This window comes from Paraburkholderia sp. (assembly GCF_004298475.1).
In the GTDB taxonomy this organism is placed as follows: domain Bacteria; phylum Pseudomonadota; class Gammaproteobacteria; order Burkholderiales; family Burkholderiaceae; genus Paraburkholderia; species Paraburkholderia denitrificans.
In genome coordinates, this window is the sequence record NZ_SCRP01000012.1 from 1 (window position 1) to 20,829 (window position 20,829).

Here is a 20,829-nt window from a genome sequence, read left to right on the forward strand (position 1 = left end):
CGCGCGAAATCAAATCGCTGATCGACAACTCGCTCGAACTGATGACGGCAAGTGCCCAGGCGGCGGCCAGCGCCGGTGGCGACATGGGCAAGGTCGAGCAATCCATTGCAGGCCTCACGCGGACCATTTCAGATATTGCCCACGCAAGCAGCGGTCAAAGCGTGGAGATCGGCGAGTCGCAGATTGCGGTGGAGCAGCTTGCCCAGATCACGCAGATGAACGCGGCGCTCGTCGACGAATCCACGGCCGCGTCCGCCGCGCTCAATCAGCAGGCCCAGGCGCTTGAAGACGCCGTGAATGTGCTGATGGGCTAGTGATTTAGCGGCTCGTGTCGTCGCAACGGACGGAAGAACAAGCCGCGTCGCTCGTCGAACAGGCTGCCGCTGCTGCGATGTCGCGGAAATCGCAGGCCGACGACCTTCGGTCGAATATCGATCGATTCAGGCTCGCATAATCTCGATCAGCGTTTGCAGCACGCTTATCGGGCAGACAAGACGATAAAAAAAGCCGCACGGCACGAAGCCGCGCGGCTTTTCGTTCTTGCAGAGGCCAGCTACTGGCTACTGCTTCCAGCAGATGGCTCTTTGCGTTCAGGCGATCAGGCGAGATCGAAGCGGTCGAGGTTCATGACCTTCACCCAGGCGGCGACAAAGTCGTTCACGAGGCGCTCGCGGCCGTCGGCGCTGCCATAGACTTCGGCGAGTGCGCGCAGGATCGTGTTCGAGCCGAACACGATGTCGACCCGCGTGCCGGTCCACTTGACCTTGCCCGTCTTCCGGTCGCGACCCTCGTAGATGTCGCCTGCCAGCTTCCATTCGGTGCCCATGTCGAGCAGGTTGACGAAGTAGTCATTGGTCAGTGCGCCAGGCGTGGCCGTGAATACGCCGTGCTGGCTGCCGTCGGCGTTGATGTTGATCGCACGCAGGCCGCCAATCAGCGCGGTCATTTCGGGCGCGGTCAGCATCAGCAGCTTGGCCTTGTCGATCAGAAGCGCCTCGTCGCGAACAGCAGGCTTGCTCTTCACGAAGTTGCGGAAACCGTCGGCAAGCGGCTCGAGCACCGCGAAAGTCGTGGGATCGGTCTGCTCAGCCGAGGCATCGACGCGGCCCGGTGCGAACGGCACCTTGACGTTGACGCCTGCGGCTTTCGCGGCCATTTCGATACCGACGTTGCCGGCCAGCACGATCACGTCGGCGAGCGATGCCTTGCCGGAAGCCTTCTGGATTTTCTCCAGCGTGGCCAGCGTGCCCGCAACCGGCTTGTTGATTTCCCAGTCCTTCTGCGGTGCGAGGCGAATGCGTGCGCCGTTGGCGCCGCCACGCTTGTCCGAACCGCGGAACGTCGAGGCCGAAGCCCATGCGAGCGCAACGAGTTCCGAAGCCGACAGGCCCGATGCGGCGATCGTGGTCTTGAGTGCTTCGATGTCGGCCTCGCTCGGCTTGAATGTTGCAGCCGGAATCGGATCTTGCCAGAGCAGGTCCTGCTTCGGCACTTCCGGGCCGAGGTAGCGCGCCTTCGGGCCCATGTCGCGATGCGTGAGCTTGTACCACGCGAGTGCGAATGCATCGGCGAAGGCTTGCGGATTGTCGAGGAAGCGGCGCGAGATTTTCTCGTAGGCCGGATCGAAGCGCATTGAGAGGTCGATCGTGAGCATGGTCGGCTTGCGCTTTGGCGAACCGGCTGCCGGGCCCGGAATCACATCTTCCGCATCCTTTGCAACCCACTGGATCGCACCAGCCGGGCTCTTTTCCTGAACCCATTCGTAGTTGAAGAGGTTTTCGAAGAAGAAGTTGCTCCATTGGGCCGGCGTTTGCGTCCACGTTACTTCGAGACCCGAGGTGATTGCGTCCGCACCTTTACCGGACTTGTAGCTGCTTGCCCAGCCGAGACCCTGCTGTTCGAGCGGCGAGGCTTCGACATCGGGCCCTAGACTGCTCGCCGGGCCCGCGCCGTGGGTTTTGCCGAACGTATGGCCGCCTGCGATTAGCGCGACCGTTTCCTCGTCGTTCATCGCCATGCGGGCGAAGGTCTCGCGAATGTCGTGTGCGGCCGCAACGGGATCGGGGTTGCCGTCCGGGCCTTCCGGGTTCACGTAAATCAGGCCCATCTGCACGGCGGCGAGCGGATTGTCGAGATTGCGTTCACCCGAGTAGCGGCTGTCCGGCTTATCGCTGGTGGCAAGCCACTCCTTCTCTGCGCCCCAGTAGACGTCGTTATCCGGTTCCCAGGTATCTTCGCGGCCGCCCGCAAAACCAAAGGTGCGAAAGCCCATGGTTTCGAGCGCCACATTGCCGGTCAGAATGAACAGATCGGCCCACGAGATCTTCTGGCCGTATTTCTGTTTGATCGGCCACAGCAGCCGGCGCGACTTGTCGATGTTGACGTTGTCGGGCCACGAGTTCACAGGTGCGAAGCGCTGCTGGCCGCGTCCGGCGCCGCCACGACCGTCACCGCTGCGATAGGTGCCGGCGCCGTGCCATGCCATGCGAATGAACTGCGGGCCGTAGTGGCCGAAGTCGGCCGGCCACCAGTCCTGCGAGTCGGTCATGAGCTTGCGCAGGTCGGCCTTGAGAGCTTCGTAATCGAGCTTTTTGAATTCCTCGCGATAGTTGAATTTTTTGCCGAGCGGATCTGATTTTTCAGAATGCTGATTGAGAAGATCGACGCGGAGTTGGTTCGGCCACCAGTCTTTGCTGGTTGCGCCGCCGCCGATGGCCTGGGCGGCGGCATGGCTGGTAAATGGGCACTTGGCTTCGGATGACATGTCGCTCTCGCTTGGTTGATAGACATCGTGAAATCCACAGCTTACGCAGCCTGCGGGGGGATAGCCGATCATGCCGGAACGCATCTGGCACGAACAATTGAATTTCTTTATGAAGGCGATTTGAAAAGCATCGTGAACAGGTTGGTGATGTGTCGGACCGTTGACAGCGTGTCGGCATCGGCGTGTCGTTCATGGCCTGGAACGGATGATCTGTCGCCTGTGAATCTGCCCGATGCCCGCGAGTGAATCGTATAGGAATTCTGAGTATTGAGGACGCCACCTGTGCAGGCTTATATCCTGAGCCTGTCGATGTATGCGAAGGGAGTGAATGTGAAAACGATTCAACGCGACGCGTCGATGGTTCGATGCTGAACGCGGTCGTGAAATTGTTTAAAGGAATATCCGCGGCGAAGGCGCCGGGGAGCAGCGAATGTGACGATCAACGAATCGTCGTAACCAGTTCGCTGCGCGTGAGTGCGGACCTGAGCAGGTTAGCTCAGGTCGAACTCGTACTGAAGGACGTGTGAGGGCCGGACTAGCGTTTCGGCCACCCTCAAATCCCCGCAAGCACCGTTTTACTCGCGTGATGGCAGCCCGGCGGCATGGGAAAAGCACTGCGCTGCCAGGACAAAAGCTCGTTGACGCGTTCCGCGGGCGCGGGCCGCGCCAACAAAAAGCCTTGCCCCTGATGGCACCCTGCATCCTGCAGGAACGCGAGTTGTTCCTGCGTTTCCACGCCCTCCATCACGACGTCCAGGTCGAGCGCGCGTCCCATCGCCACAATCGCGCGAATGATGGCGCGATCCGCACTGTGCGCGTCGCAGCCGCTCAGGAACGAGCGGTCGATCTTCAGCGTATCGACCGGCAGATCCTTGAGATACGCGAGCGACGAGTAGCCCGTGCCGAAGTCGTCGATGGCGATGCTCACGTTGCGGGTCTCCAGTTCGCGCAGCAAGACGCCGATCTCCTCGCGCGTGTTCATCGTCGTGCTTTCGAGCAGTTCGAGTTGCAGGCGTTCGGGCGGCAATGCGGTTTCGCTGAGTATGCGCGTGAGGTCGGTCAGGAAGCTATCGGTGTGGCACTGCCGGGCCGACAGGTTGACCGCGATGCGGCCGAATTCGAGGCCCGCGTCGAGCCAGTTGCGCGCCTGTCTGCAGGCTTCCTGAAGGACCCAGCGGCCGAGCGGCACGATCAGTGCGGACTGCTCGACGATCGAGATGAACTTGTCGGGCAAAAGCAGCCCGCGATGCGGGTGACGCCAGCGCAGCAGGGCTTCGACGCCGACAACGCGTCCGCTCGAAAGATCGTATTGCGGCTGGTAGAAGAGGCAATATTCGTTTTGTTCGAGTGCGCGGTGCAGTTCGCCGACCATATCGAGCTGCGCGATTGCCGACGACGTCATCTTGCTCTCGAAGAACTGGAACGCATTGCAGCCCTGGTTCTTCGCGCCGTACATCGCCTGATCGGCGAGCATCATCAGTTGCTCGGCTTCGGTGCCGTCGTCGGGATAGATGCTGATGCCGATGCTCGGCGTCGTGAAGATATCGTGCCCGTTGAGATCGATGGCCTGCCCGACCGAATTGAGCAGCGACTTCGCAATACGGCCCACGTCCCGCACGTCGTTGAATTCTTCCAGCACGAATGCGAATTCGTCGCCGCCTAGCCGCGCAACGGTATCGCTGTCGCGCACGCCCTCAGCGAGCCGCGCGGCCACCGTCTTCAACACTTCGTCGCCGGCATGATGGCCGAGCGTATCGTTCACGAGCTTGAACCGGTCCAGATCGAGATACATTACCGCGACCTGGCGTTTGCTGTGGCTCGCATGGATGATCGCGCGTTCGAGCCGCTCCTCGAACAGCGCGCGATTCGGCAGACCAGTCAGTACGTCGTGGGTGGCGAGGTAGCGCAGCCGCTCTTCGTTCTGGCGCCGCTGCGTGATGTCCGAGAATATGCCCGCGTAGTGCGAGATGTTGCCGTCGGTATCGTGAATGCTCGTGATCGTGAGGTATTCGAGGTACAGTTCGCCGCTCTTGCGGCGGTTCCAGATTTCGCCTTGCCAGTGTCCGTTGGTGACGAGCGAGTGCCACATGTTCTTGTAGAACGACGCGTCCTGGTGGCCCGAGTTCAAAAGGCGCGGGCTGCGCCCGAAAACCTCTTCGTCCGAGTAGCCGGTCAGACGCGTAAAGGCCTGATTCACGCGCTCGATCTTGCCGTGGCGATCGGTGACCATGATGCCTTCGAGCGCGGAGTCGAACACGAGATCGGCCATGCGCAGACTGAAGCGCGCACGTTCGAGCGCTTCGTCGCGCTCGATCAGCGCGCTTTGCAGCTCGCTCAGATACTCCTCTTCGATGTTCTGCATGATGTCCGCAAAGCTCAGCACGGCTGTGAGACGGCCTTCGGGGTCGCGCACGCCGAGATGGCGGATATGCTGCTGCAACATGAAGCGCTGCGCGGCATAGAGGCTCTGCGTGGCCGCCAGCGCCCGCAGCGGGCGGCTCGCATGATCGCCGACCACACCCGTGAGCGTTTCGTTGGCGATCAGCCGCACGACGTCGCGCTCGGTCAGGATGCCGTGCTCGCCGTCTGCATAGGCCACGACGACCGCATCGAGCCTGTTCCTGCGCATCGTTGCTACGGCGTCGTGCAGGGGATACTGCTCCGTCACGACAACGGGCGCGCGCAACTGAATCGATTCGAGCGACTTCAGGCGCAGGAAAAACTCCGCCCCCTGATTGACGATGACGTCGGTTTGCGTGATCACGCCGATGCACGCGCCGTCTTTCACGACGCCGAAGTGGCGGATGCCCGACTGCTTGAAGCGGACCGCCGCTTCGCCGAGCGGCGTGTCGGCATCGAGCGTGAGCAGCGGGGCGCTCATGACCGTGCCGATCGGGAGATCGGCCGTGTTCGCATCCTCGCCCGCCGATAGTGCGTCCTGTTCGGTCCAGATGCCGAGAGCGCTGGCGCCTTCCATCACCACGATCGAGCTGCAGCCTTCGGCCAGGATGCGGCGCACGGCTTCACGCACCGATGTGTCGGGTGGGCAGGTGAGTAACGGACGTGCGATCAGGCTCGAAATGGGAACGTGGTAGCTGCTCGTATACATTTTCTTGCGGACCCCAGGCGATTGACCAGGCGATTGATACCGGCGAGCCTTATCCAACATCGCCCGTCGCTGATTAGACCCATCGCGCCTCAACGGCGGGTGCGTCCCGAAACTTGAGTGTCAAGTTGTCGCAGGCGATCTGGAGATGTTGCGGGTCGATCCGGCTATGCGTCGGATGACAAAGGAAGGGCAGCGTGGCTCGACCCGATGATTGCGCCGTGCCGCCACGCGGCAATGGCCGCGCATCAGGTTGTTTCGACGTGCGCAGACGGCCTGCGCACGTCGCGGCGAGTGGGGCTGGCCAGGCAGGATTTAAAGCGGCGGGCTTTAAAGCGGGGTGCGCTTTAAAGCGGTCTCACTTCGAATCGGATTTGGACAGCGGACACGTTCTCAGTCCAAGGAGGCGGTAGGCCGGGCACACGCGCACGAGACCTGTGACGAGCGGCACGATGCCAATCCATCCCCAGACGCCGATGCGTCCTGTTGCGGCGAGGCCAATCAGGGCCAGCCCAATCACGATCCGGAGAATCCGGTCGACGGTTCCGATATTTGCTTGCACAACAGTCTCCTTGCCAGAAGGACGGGTTTCATACCGAAGGCGGGATGGACCGGCGAGCGCGTGCATTCGGCCTTCGAAGCGGGCGTTACCCGTCTAGTCTCGCCTGGCGCGCGAGACCGGATGCTGATGCAGCGTAAGGTAATGTGAATTGACGTCACTGGCGTGCGTCTTACGAGGCGCTGAGCGTCGCAGTTTTCCAACGTGAGCCGTTCAGCGGGCGGCGTTAAGGCGTGTGGTCCGGCACTGCCGGAGTTGGCGGGGCCTGGGGACGAACGCGATCGCCCCAGCCGAGCGGCGCGTAGACCGTGCCGCCCACCAGTTCGACGCATTCGACGAACTTCTCGATCGTCGATCCGCCCATGATGAAGAGCGGCTTCGGCACCAGGTAGTTTTCTGTGCGCAGCCACGGAACGTGGCCGTCGTTGATCGTTTCCACGCTGTACGCTGCGCCGTGCGCGCCGCTTTCGGGACGCAGCAGCGGACCGTCGAATGCGAGTTTCAGGATCTGATCAGGTTCCCCCGCGTACGGTTCCCCGGCGTATTGCTCGTAGGGTGCGCGCTCCCAGCCGTCGCCCCACTGCCGATCGAGGTCGAGCCGGGTGAAGAACGCCCATGTGTCGCGCACGAAGCAGAGGCGGTAGCGCTGCTTCACGCCGCTCAGATCGATACGCATGGCCATGACGTTGGCTCCTTGAGTCGAGAAGACACCGACTCGCTGCCGCACGCTAGCCGTCACTCCACGCGTTGCGCGCTGCCTGCCCGAATCGGCCCGGCAGCCGGTTCGGAGCGAACCGGGAAAGCCCGATTGATGCACATCAACCGCGCACGACCAGCCGGGTCTATGCTCAAATCGACAGCGTGCTCGCGAACGGCCGCGGGTTCACCGCACGATCAGGGCGAACTGCCTGCTATGGAGCGTGAGTCATGACTCTCAACGGAAACATCGACGCGGGTACGTGGAGCGTGACTGCGGAAAGCGTGCCATCGCCGGAGGGCGGGTACGGTTGCCTGATTCACGTCGAGCACACAGGGCCCCAGGCACAGTTCACTCACACGTTCACCCATCACAGCACGTTTGAAAACGAAACCGATGCCGTGCTGGACGGGTTGCGCGAAGGCATGCTGTGGATCGAACTGAAATCCCGTCACGCGTTTCATGTGTGACCGCATGTGCGAGCCCATGTGCGAGCGATGCCCTGCGCAGCCCGCCTGCACGTGACGCTCGCGTGTGACGTTCGCTTGTGCCGATTCACATACCTTCGTCGGCGAACAGGCTGTCTGCGGCCACGCACTCCGTCGGGTCCACACACTGCACATGCCATCTGCCTTCCTCCCGCTCAGCACGGTCGGCACGGTCGTGCCGGTCGTGCCGGTCGTGCTTAAGCCAGCGAATTGCGCCGGTTTCGCCTTCGAACGGACCGCCCGGAGCAGCAAGATCGAGTCCTTCCAGCACACATAGCGGCGCTTCGTCGCTGCCCGCCAGCAGGCAGGTGCCGTCCGATGCGTGCCCGGCATGTCCCCAGGGTGGCACGCCGGCGCCGACATGACCTTCGCGGGACCACTTGCCCGATTGCGTGTCGAGCCAGACGATGGCGCAGGCGTCGGGGTTGTGGCGATCGTAGCGGTCCAGATGAGCGGTGATGCGCATGATGGCACTCCGAAAATGGAAATCGTCGGTTTATTGGCTCAATACCCACTGTACGAGCGTGCGGGCATCGTCGCGGGAAATCGGGCCGCCTCGCTGTTCGGGCGGCGGCATCGGCGTGTCGCCCCAGTGCGCACGACCGCCGATCAGCAGCTTCTGTTCGAGCATCGCGCTTGCGTCGGGTGTCTTGCGGTAGCGTTCGGCAATTTGACGGAACGACGGCGCGAGAAAAGCTGCATCCATGGTATGGCAGAACATGCAGTGTTGCGCGTTGACGAGCTGCGTCGGTTCGGGCAATTGCGCGAAAACGTGCGTGCAGCCAAGGGCGGCGGCGAATGCTGTGGCGGCGAGCGGCCACCTGCGACGTGCGTGCCGCGTCTCTGCGCGGGCAACGGGCCGGTCGAGATCGGGAAACGGGCGGCGCATCGTGGGTTCTCCGTGGGTGTTCCGTGGGTCTTCCGTTTATGGTCCGGAAATCGACGTTGCACACGCAGCAGCCGAGCCGCAGCGCGTGTCCAGGCGTTCAATGCGACATCAGCACCGGCACCGTCGCTGATTCGACTATCGTGCGGGTCACGCCGCCGAGCACCCGCTCTTTCCAGCGCGCATGGCCATACGCGCCCATCACGATGAGATCGTAGCCTTCCCCGGCGGCGAAGGAGAGGAGCGTGTCGCCGCTGGTCTCGTCGATGTCGTTGCGAAGTTCGGCGTAGCTGGCGTTCACGCCGTGCCGTGCGAGCGTCGCGGTGACATCCGTGCCCGGTGCGCGCACCGGGGCGCCCGAGCCCGGCGTGTTGATGCGCACGACGGTGACCCGTTGCGCGCCTGCAAGAAGCGGCATGGCATCGAAAAGCGCGCGTGCCGACTCGCGGCTGCCGTTCCATGCCACGAGCACGCGCGAGCCCACCGTTTCGTGGTGCCCCGCATACGGCAGCATGAGCACCGGCCGGCCCGACGCCGTCACGACGGACTCGAAAAAACGGTCGGCGATGTAGGTTTGCGGGTCGTCCGGGTCGTCCTGCCCGAGGATGACGAGATCGGCGTAACGACAGTGCGCGACGACCGATGGCTCGGCGGACTGCGACACCGCGATCCATTCGCCTTTCACCCCGGCGCGCTGCAACTCCGCGCGAAAGATCCGCTCGGTCGCGCCGCGCTGCTCTTCGTGGAGCTTGCGCTGCGTTTCGTACCAGCCGGCCGACCCGGCCATGGCACGGAACCCCCGCGGGTCCGGCATGAAGGTCGCGAACAGTCCGGTGAGGTGCGCATCGAACCGGCGTGCGAGGCGCAGGGCGATATCGAGCCGCGCCTGAACGCGATTGCTCGTATCGAGGTGAACCAGCAGGGTTTTGTAGGTCATCGCGGCAACTCCTTTGGTCGCGCACGAAGTGCACGAAGGGGGCAAGCGGTTACGGTGATGCGGGTCTGCAAAGGTGCGCGCTTCATGCCGATGCAGATCCGGGTTGTGCGGGCAGTGCGGCTTCGCGGGCGGCGCAGGGTTGCTCGCGCGGCGCGGGTTCAGGCAAGTCTACCGATTCCAGGTAGCCCGGCACCTCGCAGCGCCAGCCCAGTGTTTCGGTGATGCGCCGCCGCAGCGCGTCCGCCGCCGCGGGTTCGCCGTGCGTGACGAAGGTGCGCAGCGGCGGGCAGGTCAGGCCGCCGAGCCAGTCCAGCGTTTCGCCGTAATCCGAGTGGGCGGACAGCGACGAGATCGCGGCGACTTCGGCGCGCACGCGCACGTATTCGCCGTGCAGCTTGATGGCGGGCGCGTGCGCTGCGAGCGCCGCGCCGCGCGTGCCGGCGGCCTGATAGCCGACGAGCGCGATCGTGTTGCGCGGATCGGGTGCGTAGAGCGCGAGGTGGTGGAGCACGCGGCCGCCGGTCGCCATGCCGCTGCCCGCGATGATCACCATCGGCCCGCGCCGCCCGGCAATCGCCTTCGATTCCTCGACGGTGCGCGCGGTGAACATCGCATGGTCGATGGCGTGCAACTGCGACAGCGTGAGACGGTGCTCGCGCATGTGGCGGCGGTACAGGCCGGTTACGCTGATCGCCATTGGGCTGTCGAGATAGACCGGCACGCTCGCCATGCGTCCGGTTTCCTTGAGGCGCGCGATGTAATACAGGATTTCCTGGGCGCGACCCACGGCGAAGCAAGGCATCACGACGATGCCGCCGCGCGCGAAGGTGCGCGCGAACATCTGCGCGAGTTCGTCCTCGGGATCGCTCGCGGCGTGCAGCCGGTCGCCGTAGGTCGATTCGACCACGAGATAGTCGGCATGCGCGGGCGGCAGGGGCGCGCGCATCAGCGGATCGTTGGGGCGGCCGAGATCGCCGGAGAACGCCAGCAGCGTGTGGTTGCTGGACAGCACGATGCTGGCGGCGCCGAGAATATGGCCTGCGGGCAGCAGCCTGAAGCCGAGCCTGGCGTTGAGCGCGGCGGGCGTATCGAACTCGTGCGGGCGGATGAGGCGAAGTGCGCGCTCGGCGTCTTCGACCGTGTAAAGCGGCAGGGCCGGATGGTGTTTCGAGTAGCCGTGACGGTTGGCGAACGCGGCTTCTTCCTCCTGCAGCCGTGCGCTGTCGTGCAACATGACCTCGCAGAGATCCGCCGTGCCGGGCGTGCAGTAGACCGGGCCGCGAAAACCATCGCGCGCGAGCACGGGCAGGTAGCCGCAGTGGTCGATGTGCGCGTGGGTCAGGATGATGGCATCGATCGAGCTGGCGGGCACGGGCAGGGGCGCCCAGTTGCGCTGACGCAGGTTCTTCGTGCCCTGGAACAGGCCGCAGTCGATCAGCACGCGCTTGCCGGCGGCGTCCAGCAGATAGCGTGAACCCGTTACGGTTTCCGCCGCGCCCAGAAACGTGAGTTTCATCGTCGACTCCCAGTCACGCGCCGCAGCAGCGCCATGATTCGATTGGAGCATGTATGGGCGCCGGCTCTTTGACGCGGATCATGTCTTGAGCGAGGTGCTACATCGGGCCGCGCCCGTTGCCGCGCATTGCGTATGCGCGTCGCGCTTTTATTGCGAGGTGCGCCTGCTCTGTTTGCCGTTTAAAAAACGGGAGTCCGAATCAAATGCAATGGCGCAACGCAGAAAATCCATAATCAAATCGTTGCTATTTTCAAGCGCTTTTTCAAGCGCTTTCACATGCTCCTTTTCGCAGATGGGGTTATCGATGCAGCGCGCGCAGAACAGGGCGAAAATAGCGTCCATGTGCAACAGCGCGTGGGCATCGGAGGGAGTATTGCGGTGAATGCGTTTCTGCGGCGATCCAGACAAGTCGATTTTTAATGGTCGTGCTTTTTGTGCAATGCAGCGTGTCGTGCGTAATGTGCTTGTATGGAACCGGCTATGCAAGCCTTGCGCCGCGGAATTCGTGCGCGTTTCGATCATCGTGCGGACGCGGAACGACCGAAGACTCGGGGTGAGTCCGAATAGCTGATCGACGCCGATTCCTGTAAAAGACACAAGGCGTATACACGTTTATGTACCGCGTGTGCTGCTGGCTAATGTCTTGCCCCGCGCGCGTTCCATGCCGATTCACGGATCTGGCGCTTGCGTTTGTCGACGCCAATTATCCGGTAAAAATCCGGCAAAAGTCCGGAAAGAATCCGGCAAGAATCCGGCAAGGTGCTGGGCCATCTGGAGGAAATCATGCTCGAAGCCATTCAACCAGTCGACGGGCACGCGGCTGTGCGGCCTGCTGGCTGGCCCGCGCTATCGATCCAGAAGGCGCACGAACGTTCGGAGGCATTCGGGTTGTGCGCATCGGCGCGCCCCGACTACGACGTTCTCTCGAATACGGGACTGGCGCTCAAGCGCGAGCAGAACCGCGTGTTGTGCGCGCATGCGATGCCCGTGATGGAGACGCTGCACGAGCAGATCATCAACACGCAGAGCATGATCGTGCTGACGAACGCCGAGGGCCTGATTCTCCATTCGATCGGCGACGACGATTTTCTGGAGCGCGCGGAGAAAGTCGCGCTGCGTGCAGGCGCGAACTGGGCCGAGGATCGGCAGGGTACGAATGCGATCGGCACGGCGCTCGCCGAAGGCTGCGCGATGGTGGTCCACGGCAAGGAGCACTATCTCGCCGCGAACCGTTTCCTGACCTGTTCGAGCGTGCCGATCTTCGATCCCTATGGCAACGTGGTCGGCGTGCTCGACGTGACAGGCGACCACCGCAGCTATCACCCGCACACCATGGCGCTCGCGAAGATGTCCGTGCAGATGATCGAGAATCATCTGTTTACGACGACCTTTCAGGAGACGTTGCAGGTGTCGTTTCATGGCCGCGCCGAGTTCCTCGGGACGTTGATGGAAGGCATCGTTGCGTTCACGAACGATGGCCGCTTCCTGTCCGCGAACCGCAGCGCACAATTCCAGCTCGGCATGCCGCTGGCGGCGTTGCGGGCTCATACGTTGTCGTCGCTGTTCCAGCTTACGAGCACGCAATTGATCGACCGTGCGCGCGGGAGCCACGAGCCGCACATCACGCTGAACCTGAGCAACGGCGCCGTCGTGCGCGCACGCGTGCAGTTCAGACGCGCGCCGCTCGGGGGGGCGCAGCGCCTCGCCGACACCCACGTCAGCGCGGAGCCCGTCGCGCGCGCCGTCGTCGCGCAGTCGGCTGCGGGTCTGTCGCGGCTCGCGTACCTCGACACCGGCGACGCGCAGGTGGCCTCGGTCATCGCGAAGGTCCGCAAGGTGAGCGGCAAGGACATCCCGATTCTGATCACCGGCGAAACCGGCACCGGCAAGGAACTGCTGGCCAACGCGATCCACAACGATTCGCCGCGCCGCGATGGGCCGTTCGTCGCGGTCAACTGCGCGTCGATTCCGGAGTCGCTGATCGAATCCGAACTGTTCGGCTACGAAGAGGGCGCGTTCACGGGCGCGCGGCGCAAGGGGGCAGTCGGCAAAGTATTGCAGGCCAACGGCGGCACGCTGTTTCTCGACGAGATCGGCGATATGCCGTACCCGTTGCAGGTGCGCCTTTTGCGCGTGTTGCAGGAGCGGCTCGTCAATCCGCTTGGTTCGACGCGGACCATCGCCGTCGATATCGCGATCATCTGTGCGACGCACCGCGATCTGCGCGAACTGATTGCGCAGCACCGTTTCCGCGACGATCTTTATTACCGGCTCAACGGCCTCGTGGTTCGTTTGCCGCCGCTGCGCGAGCGCACGGATCTCTCGATCGTGATCCAGAAGATGCTCCAGCGCGAATCGGCGACGTGCGCGGGCGCACAGCCGCTCAGCGTCGCGCCCGATGTGATGGCGCTGTTCGCGCGCTGCACGTGGCCGGGCAACTTCCGGCAGCTCGGCAACCTGCTGCGCACGGCGGCGGCCATGGTCGACGACGATGGGGAGATCCGCCGCGAGCATCTGCCCGAAGACTTCTTCGAGGACCTGTCCAGCAACGGTGCGCAGGAACCCGCTGCACCAGCGCCGCGTGCCGCCGATACGCTGATTGCGCAGGGTGAACGCCTGCAGGATGTCGCCGCGTCGGTGATCGCCGCTGCACTTGCGCGCCACGGCGGCAATGTGTCAGCTGTAGCGCGCTCGCTCGGGGTATCGCGCAACACGATCTATCGCAAGATGTCCACCGTGACGCAAAACCAGACGCCGGACGACGCCTGACGCGCTTTTTCGTACGCTTTTTTGCGCGCTTTTTCGTGTGTTTGTCTGCGCGTTTCTCCGCGCGTTTCTCCGTTTTCCGGCGTAGCGGCTTCGCCGCTCCCAATCCCGCCGGCCATCACACGGATGTTGCATCCCGCAACATCCGTATCCTCCTTCCGCAGTGTCGATCCGCCTGACGCGCCGTCGCGCGTTGTTTGCGTGCGCGCATGCACCGCACGCGTCCTGCTGCGGGACGTTGCAAAGAAGACGTTCTCATTCCGGCGTATCCTCTATGCCGACGCGTTCACCCGCTGCGCTCACGTAGCTTCATGCATCTTCACGCACACGGGCGGGCGCACGACAGACACAACTACGCAACGACGCAAGGAGGCAGGCCAATGGGAAGCATGACTTCAGTGACGGCGGCGGCAGTCGCGTTCGTGGGTACCCATTTCATCTTGTCCCACCCGTTGCGCAAGCCGTTGGCGGGCGCGATCGGCGAACGGGGTTTCCAGGGCATCTATTCGCTGGTGGCGTTCCTGACGTTCGGCTGGCTCGTGTACGCCTTCAGGCGGGCTCCGGTTACCGCGCTGCTATGGCCGGTCGGGGACGTTCTGTGGGCGATTGCGAGCGTTGTCATGTTGATCGCGTCGATTCTCCTGATGGGCTCGCTGATCCGCAATCCGGCGCTGCCCACTGGCGGGCGGCCCGCTCCGTTCCCCGAAGCGGCGCGCGGCGTATTCGCGGTGACGCGTCATCCCATGATGTGGGCGTTGGCACTCTGGGGGCTTTGCCATATCGCCGTGTATCCGGTGGCTAAGAGCGTCGTGCTCGGATCGGCTATCGTGATCCTCGCGCTCGTTGGCTCGGCGTTGCAGGACCGCAAGAAGGAACAGCTTCAGCCCGAACTCTGGCCTGTATGGGAATCGAAAACGAGCTATTGGCCGTTCGCGGCGATCCTCGCCGGTCGCGCGCGGCTGGGCGGGTTCGGCATGCATTCGCTCGCTGGCGGCCTCGTTGTCTGGCTTGTTGCGACCTGGGCGCATATCCCGCTTACCGGCTGGGCCGCAGGCATCTGGCGCTGGCTGTAGTGATCACCCCGGCATCACCGGGACCGTAGAAAAACACGCATGAAAACGCTATTAATCGTCTACCACACGATGACCGGGGGAACGCAGCAGATGGCCGAGGCTGCCGCCCGGGCAGCGCGCGAGCAGCCGGGCGTCGAGGTCAGGCTGCAACGCGCGGACGCGACGCGCGCCGACGACGTGCTCGCCGCGGACGGCTATCTGTTCGCGACGCCGGAGAATCTCGCGGTGATGTCGGGGATCATGAAGGACTTCTTCGATCGCACCTATTACGCGGTGCTCGACCGCGTGAATGGCCGCCCGTATGCGGCCATGATCTGCGCGGGCAGCGACGGCCAGAACGCCTTGCGCCAGATCGATCGCATCGCGACCGGCTGGCGGCTCAGGAGCGTGGCGCAAGGGCTGATCGTGTGCACGCATGCTCAAACGCCGGAGCGCATTCTCGCGCCCAAGATTCTCGTCGCCGACGATCTCGCGCAGTGCGCCGAACTCGGCGCGGGCCTTGCGGCGGGTCTCGCGCTCGGCGTGTTTTGACGCATTCTCCCGACGCTCGGACGAACGCGCGCTTTAGCCGAACGTGAACGAATACGCGCGCACGCCGGGGTCGAGAAACCGGATCTCGAAGGTACGGTCGACGACTGTGCCGCGCTGCCGGATCAACTGATACAGCCGCTGTTCCTTGACGACGCCATTGCCGCCGGCATCGACGTCGGCGCCGTGGTTCGCACCGGGCGGCGCGCCGTCGATGCTCACGCGAAAACGCACCGGCTCGCCGCTGGCCGACGGGCCGAGCACCAGATGCAGATCGCGCGCGCGAAACCGGAACACGATGCCGCCGCCCGCGCGATCGAGGTCGGTGTGTTCGGCGCCGAGCGTCCACGTTCCCACGAGCGCCCACTGGTTCAGGTCGAGTTGCCCGGCGGCGTAACGGTGCGGCAGATCGGCGACAGGATTGCCGGGCGAAGCGAAACCACGCGCACGCTCGTAGCCGAGATAAGTTTCAGGCGACTGTATTTCGCTCATCGCGGGCGGCGCTTCAACGCCCGTGCCCGTATTGGCGACGAATCCGCCCGGCAGATTCTTCGCGCCCGCTTCGGTCAGCAGCGCGCGGATAACCTGTTCGGATTCCGCGTAATTCCCCTCGCCGAAATGATGATGGCGAATCTGGCCTTGCGCGTCGATGAAGTAGTGCGCGGGCCAGTAATCGTTGTTGAACGCACGCCAGATCGCGTAGTTGTTGTCGATGGCGACCGGATAGTCGATCTTCAGATCGGCGACGGCGCGGCGCACGTTGCCGATGTCCTTTTCGAACGCGAACTCCGGTGCGTGCACACCGATTACGACGAGTCCCGACGCGCGGTATTTGTCGGCCCACGCCTTCACATACGGCAGCGTGCGCAGGCAGTTGATGCACGAGTAGGTCCAGAAATCGACGAGCACGACCTTGCCGCGCAGATCCGCGGCTGTGAGCGGCGGTGAATTGAGCCATTGCACCGCGCCGTCGAGCGGCGGCAGCGTGCCTTCCACGGGCAGTGCCGCGTTGTCCGATTCTTTTACCGCGAGCGGGGACGCACTGCGCGCTGCGAGTGCCGCAGCGCCTTCTTGCGGGCCCGCATGTGCGGGGTGAAAGCGGTCGAGCAGCCCTTGCTCGATTTGCGTCGTGCTGGCGAGCGAGATGCGCGAGAGAACACCGGTATCGACTTGCAGCGCAATCGCGGCCACGCCCGCGAGCACCGCAATGCCGAGCGCGCGCCGTACCCATTCGCTCACGCCGAGCGAGCGCTTCATCGCCGCGAACACCTTGCCGCCGACCGCAAGCGCGAGCGCAAGCGACGTGGCCGCGCCCGCGGCATAGGCGAACAGCAGCAGCGAGGTGCGTGCGCTCGCGCCTTGCAGCGCGGCACCGGTCAGGATGAGGCCGAGAATCGGCCCGGCGCACGGCGCCCACAGCAGGCCGGTTGCCACGCCCAGCAGCAGCGACGAACCGATGCCCGAGCCCGTTTGCTGCGCTTGTCCGGCAGATTCGGAGAGCCGCGCGCCGAAGGCGACGAGCGGACGCGCGAGCCTCCCGGCGAGCGACGGTACGAGCAGCGTGAGGCCGAATAGCGCGAGGAGCGCGAGCGCGGCGAAACGCGCGTACTGGTTCGCCGCGACAGCCCAGCCGCCGCCAACCGCAGCGAGCGCGCCGACTGCGCTGAACGACAGCGCCATGCCCGCGAGCAACGGCAGACCGCTTTGCAGGAACGGCTTGCCCGTGCGGGCGAACACGAAAGGCAACACCGGCAGGATGCACGGGCTGACGATGGTCAGCACGCCGCCGAGCCAGGCGATCAGGAAAAGAGCCATGGTGCGAGTCTCCATTGCAGGGAGCGCCGTGCGGGGGCGTCGCGATCCGCAAGCGTTCGAAGGGATGAACACCTTGCGCTGCCGAATATTCCCGCTCAGTTTCTGCCTGGTTCCCGCATGCCGCGCAGGGGAGGAGGCAACTGTTCGCAGGCGTCTACGCTCGTACGTGGTAGTTCGACTGGAGACGCGCCGCGGTTACAGCAGGACGAACAGAACGCAATGGCTTATGCCGTCCACGCGGTTTCCGCTTGCAGATACAACTCGCGCAGCGACTGCCCGAACGCCGCGCCCACTTCGCGCGTCATCCCCTCGCGCACAAACATCGCGACGGGCGGCAGCGTCCAGCTGAGCGAATACGGCACGATCGCCACGCCCGTCAAATGCACGAGTTCCTCGGCGATATCGGCGGGCACGATCGACACCGCGTTTTCGTTCGCGACGATCATCTCGCCGATCAGCCGCGACGTGTAGCTCTCGACAATCGGCACCGGCGGCGCGACGCCCGCTTGCAGAAAGATGTCTGCGATCTGCTCGCGCATGGGCGTGTGCGGCGCGCCGAGTATCCAGTCGAGTTCGAGCAGCTTGTCGAGGCCAAGGCGCGTGCGCGCGAGCCGCGCAGCAAGCCGCCGGCTCGCAATGAGCCGCGGATTCTGCTGATACAGCACTTCGAAACGCAGTTGCGTGAGATCGACTGACGAGGAGGCGCGTCCAATCACGATGTCGAGCGTGTGATCGCGTAGCAGCAGCATGAGCGCATCGCTCGTGCCTTCGTGGATCGTCATCGTGAGCCGCTGCGGCAGGCGCGCCTGCGTGCGCTGGATCGCCGAGGCGAGCGTGCGCCCGGAGACGAACGGAATCACGCCGATCTGCAGCCGCGTGGCATGGCCCGCCACGACGGCTTCGATGTCGCGGGCGAGATGGTCGAGGTCGTTCAGCATGGCTTCGGCGCGCGCGAGCACGACGTTGCCGAGCGCGGTGGGCGTCATGCCGCGCGACGAACGCTCGAAGAGCGCGCCGCCGAACATGCTCTCCATTTCAGCGAGCGCGTTGGTGACGGCCGGCTGGCTGGTGGCGACCTGCTCGGCCACGCGCGTCAGCGAGCCGTACTGGCGGATCTGCAGCAGCAGCCCCAGGTGGCGCATTTTGAGGCGCGTGTTCAGGCGCCGGGTGAGTTCGTCGGGACTGAAAGTTGTCACGGGGTCGAATCAAAAGCGAGGCAAAAAACAGGATACCGGGGCACGATAGCCGCTAAGTATCATAAAAAAGTGATGGGGCTATAGTAAATCAAAATTTGAAACTTATGGCGACTGCCTAAAATCGCGTCATTCGACCCTTGCCGGGCGTTCCCGGCACCCAAAAACGAGTGAGAACCATGAACCAGACCGATCGCCAGGCCGCTCTCGAGTACCACCAGTATCCGACCCCCGGAAAGATTTCGGTCACGGCGAGCAAGCCGCTCGTCACGCAGCGCGACCTCGCGCTCGCCTATACGCCGGGCGTCGCGGTGGCCTGCGAGGAGATCGCCGCCAACCCGCAAGACGCGTTCAAGTACACGAGCCGCGGCAACCTCGTGGGCGTCATCACGAACGGCACGGCCGTGCTGGGCCTCGGCAACATCGGCCCGCTCGCGGCAAAGCCGGTGATGGAGGGCAAGGCGGTCCTGTTCAAGAAGTTTGCGGGCATCGACGTGTTCGACATCGAAGTCACCGAATCGGACCCGGACAAGCTCGTCGAGATCATTGCGAGCCTCGAAGCGACCTTCGGCGGCATCAACCTCGAAGACATCAAGGCGCCGGACTGCTTCACGGTCGAGCGCAAGCTGCGCGAGCGCATGAAGATCCCGGTCTTCCACGACGACCAGCACGGCACGGCGATCACGGTGTCGGCGGCGTTCCTCAACGGCCTGAAGGTCGTGGGCAAGGATATCCGCGAGGTCAAGGTCGTGACCTCGGGCGCGGGCGCGGCGGCGCTCGCGTGCCTCGACCTGATGGTCGATCTCGGCTTGCCGGTCAAGAACGTCTGGGTCACCGACATCGAAGGCGTGGTCTACCAGGGCCGCACGTCGCTGATGGACCCGGACAAGGCGCGCTTCGCGCAGGAAACCTCGGCGCGCACGCTCTCCGACGTGATCGAGAGCGCCGACGTGTTCCTCGGCCTCTCGGCGGGCGGCGTGCTCAAGCCGGAAATGGTGAAGAAGATGGCGGCGAAGCCGCTGATCCTCGCGCTGGCGAATCCGACGCCCGAGATTTTCCCGGAAGTGGCGCTCGCAGCGCGCGACGACGTGGTCATGGCGACGGGCCGTTCGGACTTCCCGAACCAGGTGAACAACGTACTGTGCTTCCCGTACATCTTCCGCGGGGCACTGGATGTGGGCGCAACGACCATTACGCGCAACATGGAAATCGCGGCGGTGCGCGCGATTGCACAACTCGCCGAAGAAGAGCTGAACGACTCGGTGGCGGCGGCGTATGGCGCATCCGATCTGCGCTTCGGCCCGACCTATCTGATCCCGAAGCCCTTCGATTCGCGTCTGATTCTGCGCATTGCGCCGGCAGTGGCGAAGGCCGCCATGGAAGACGGCGTGGCGACGCGCACCATCGACGATTTCGAGGCCTACCGGAACGAACTCCAGCAGTTCGTCTACCACTCGGGCTCGTTCATGAAGCCGGTGTACGCCTTGGCCAGACAGTTCGTGCGCGAGGGCGGCAAGTCGCGCATCGTGTTCGCCGAGGGCGAAGATGAGCGCGTGCTGCGCGCGGCGCAGGTGATCGTCGATGAAAAGCTCGCGCGTCCGATCCTGATCGGCCGCCCGGAAGTGCTGCTCGCGCGTATCGAGAAGTTCGGCCTGCGCCTGCGGCTGGGCGAAGACATCGAAGTGACGAATCCCGAGTACGACGAGCGCTTCCATCAGTACTGGACGACTTACTGGGAATTGCGCTGCCGCGACGGCATTTCGAAGGAAATGGCGCGCGTGGAATTGCGTCGACGCCTCACGCTGATCGGCGCGATGATGGTGCACCTCGGCGATGCCGACGGCATGGTGTGCGGCTCGGTGGGCGCGTATCACGATCATTTGCGCTTTATCGATGAAGTGATCGGGAAAGCGCCCGGCGCGAACACCTATGCGGCGATGAACATCCTGCTGCTCGACAAGCGCACGGTGGCGCTCGTGGACACGCATGTGAACGACAACCCGAACGCGCAACAGATCGCCGAATTCACGATCGAGGCGGCAAAGCAAATGACGTGGCTGAATTTCTGCCCGAAGGTTGCGCTGCTTTCGCGCTCGAACTTCGGCTCGGGCAGCTCGGCATCGGGTGCGAAGATGCGCGAAGTGCTCAAGCTCGTGCAGGCGGCGGCGCCCGATCTGGAGATCGACGGCGAAATGCACGGCGACTGCGCGCTCGACGAATCGCTGCGCGAGCGCATCCTGCCGCATTCGCGCCTGAAGGGTTCGGCGAACCTGCTCGTGTGCCCGAACGTCGACTCGGGCAATATCGCCTATAACCTGCTGAAGACGAGCGCGGGCAGCAATGTGGCGGTGGGACCGTTTCTGCTGGGCGTGAATGCGCCGGTGAATATTCTTACGTCCAGCTCGACGGTGCGACGGATCGTGAACATGGCGGCGCTGACCGTGTTGCAGGCGAATCGCGATTGAGTGTTGGTGGCTTGATGCGTGGTTGATTGTTGTTGA

Annotated in this window: 16 protein-coding genes and 1 pseudogene; 6 read left to right on the plus strand and 11 right to left on the minus strand. The window is 63.9% G+C overall.

Going from position 1 to position 20,829, the window contains the following annotated elements:
- Window positions 1–314: pseudogene (locus EPN59_RS07030) on the plus strand (hypothetical protein); the annotation flags it as partial.
- 284 nt (window positions 315–598) lie between these two features.
- Here EPN59_RS07030 and katG read toward each other — a convergent pair.
- From katG to EPN59_RS07050, 4 genes are all read right to left on the minus strand, one after another.
- Window positions 599–2,764, minus strand: a complete 2,166-nt coding sequence (katG, locus tag EPN59_RS07035) for a catalase/peroxidase HPI (protein ID WP_293040287.1) — start codon at window positions 2,762–2,764, stop codon at window positions 599–601.
- A gap of 553 nt (window positions 2,765–3,317) precedes the next feature.
- Window positions 3,318–5,873 carry an EAL domain-containing protein gene (locus EPN59_RS07040; RefSeq protein WP_293040290.1) on the minus strand — a complete coding sequence of 852 codons (2,556 nt, stop codon included), beginning with the start codon at window positions 5,871–5,873 and terminating at the stop codon, window positions 3,318–3,320.
- 355 nt (window positions 5,874–6,228) lie between these two features.
- The gene (locus EPN59_RS07045) at window positions 6,229–6,432 is read right to left on the minus strand and encodes a DUF2892 domain-containing protein (RefSeq protein WP_293040293.1); all 204 of its coding nucleotides are present in this window, start codon (window positions 6,430–6,432) and stop codon (window positions 6,229–6,231) included.
- Between the two features lie 223 nt (window positions 6,433–6,655).
- Window positions 6,656–7,111: a hypothetical protein gene (locus EPN59_RS07050; protein ID WP_293040296.1), complete on the minus strand. Its 456-nt coding sequence runs from the start codon at window positions 7,109–7,111 to the stop codon at window positions 6,656–6,658.
- A gap of 245 nt (window positions 7,112–7,356) precedes the next feature.
- On the opposite strand from EPN59_RS07050, the gene EPN59_RS07055 reads away from it, so the two are divergent.
- Window positions 7,357–7,596 carry a hypothetical protein gene (locus tag EPN59_RS07055; protein WP_293040299.1) on the plus strand — a complete coding sequence of 80 codons (240 nt, stop codon included), beginning with the start codon at window positions 7,357–7,359 and terminating at the stop codon, window positions 7,594–7,596.
- A gap of 85 nt (window positions 7,597–7,681) precedes the next feature.
- Here EPN59_RS07055 and EPN59_RS07060 read toward each other — a convergent pair whose 3' ends face one another.
- From EPN59_RS07060 to EPN59_RS07080, 5 genes are all read right to left on the minus strand, one after another.
- A complete protein-coding gene (locus EPN59_RS07060; RefSeq protein ID WP_293040302.1) occupies window positions 7,682–8,080 on the minus strand; it encodes a DUF3564 family protein in 399 nt (132 codons plus the stop codon).
- Between the two features lie 30 nt (window positions 8,081–8,110).
- Window positions 8,111–8,374 (minus strand): c-type cytochrome, encoded by a 264-nt coding sequence (locus tag EPN59_RS07065; protein ID WP_293040317.1) that lies wholly within the window; start codon window positions 8,372–8,374, stop codon window positions 8,111–8,113.
- A gap of 226 nt (window positions 8,375–8,600) precedes the next feature.
- Window positions 8,601–9,437, minus strand: a complete 837-nt coding sequence (locus tag EPN59_RS07070; RefSeq protein ID WP_293040305.1) for a universal stress protein — start codon at window positions 9,435–9,437, stop codon at window positions 8,601–8,603.
- Window positions 9,438–9,519: 82 nt separating this feature from the next.
- Window positions 9,520–10,953: an MBL fold metallo-hydrolase gene (locus EPN59_RS07075; protein ID WP_293040308.1), complete on the minus strand. Its 1,434-nt coding sequence runs from the start codon at window positions 10,951–10,953 to the stop codon at window positions 9,520–9,522.
- A gap of 147 nt (window positions 10,954–11,100) precedes the next feature.
- Window positions 11,101–11,475: a hypothetical protein gene (locus EPN59_RS07080; RefSeq protein ID WP_293040311.1), complete on the minus strand. Its 375-nt coding sequence runs from the start codon at window positions 11,473–11,475 to the stop codon at window positions 11,101–11,103.
- A 261-nt stretch (window positions 11,476–11,736) separates the two neighbouring features.
- Between EPN59_RS07080 and EPN59_RS07085 the strand changes: the two genes are divergently transcribed.
- From EPN59_RS07085 to EPN59_RS07095, 3 genes are all read left to right on the plus strand, one after another.
- Complete coding sequence (locus EPN59_RS07085; RefSeq protein WP_293045769.1) at window positions 11,737–13,722, plus strand: sigma-54-dependent Fis family transcriptional regulator; 1,986 nt, start codon at window positions 11,737–11,739, stop codon at window positions 13,720–13,722.
- Window positions 13,723–14,099: 377 nt separating this feature from the next.
- Window positions 14,100–14,792, plus strand: coding sequence for an NnrU family protein (locus EPN59_RS07090; protein ID WP_293041781.1), 693 nt, complete (start codon window positions 14,100–14,102; stop codon window positions 14,790–14,792).
- Between the two features lie 39 nt (window positions 14,793–14,831).
- Window positions 14,832–15,323, plus strand: coding sequence for an NAD(P)H-dependent oxidoreductase (locus EPN59_RS07095; RefSeq protein ID WP_293041778.1), 492 nt, complete (start codon window positions 14,832–14,834; stop codon window positions 15,321–15,323).
- Between the two features lie 33 nt (window positions 15,324–15,356).
- Here the strand turns inward: EPN59_RS07095 and EPN59_RS07100 are convergent, their stop codons facing one another.
- Window positions 15,357–17,135, minus strand: a complete 1,779-nt coding sequence (locus tag EPN59_RS07100) for a cytochrome c biogenesis protein DipZ (RefSeq protein ID WP_293045772.1) — start codon at window positions 17,133–17,135, stop codon at window positions 15,357–15,359.
- A 224-nt stretch (window positions 17,136–17,359) separates the two neighbouring features.
- Window positions 17,360–18,277, minus strand: a complete 918-nt coding sequence (locus EPN59_RS07105) for a LysR family transcriptional regulator (RefSeq protein ID WP_293042930.1) — start codon at window positions 18,275–18,277, stop codon at window positions 17,360–17,362.
- Window positions 18,278–18,507: 230 nt separating this feature from the next.
- On the opposite strand from EPN59_RS07105, the gene EPN59_RS07110 reads away from it, so the two are divergent.
- Window positions 18,508–20,793, plus strand: a complete 2,286-nt coding sequence (locus EPN59_RS07110; protein WP_293042921.1) for an NADP-dependent malic enzyme — start codon at window positions 18,508–18,510, stop codon at window positions 20,791–20,793.
- Window positions 20,794–20,829: the final 36 nt, after the last annotated feature.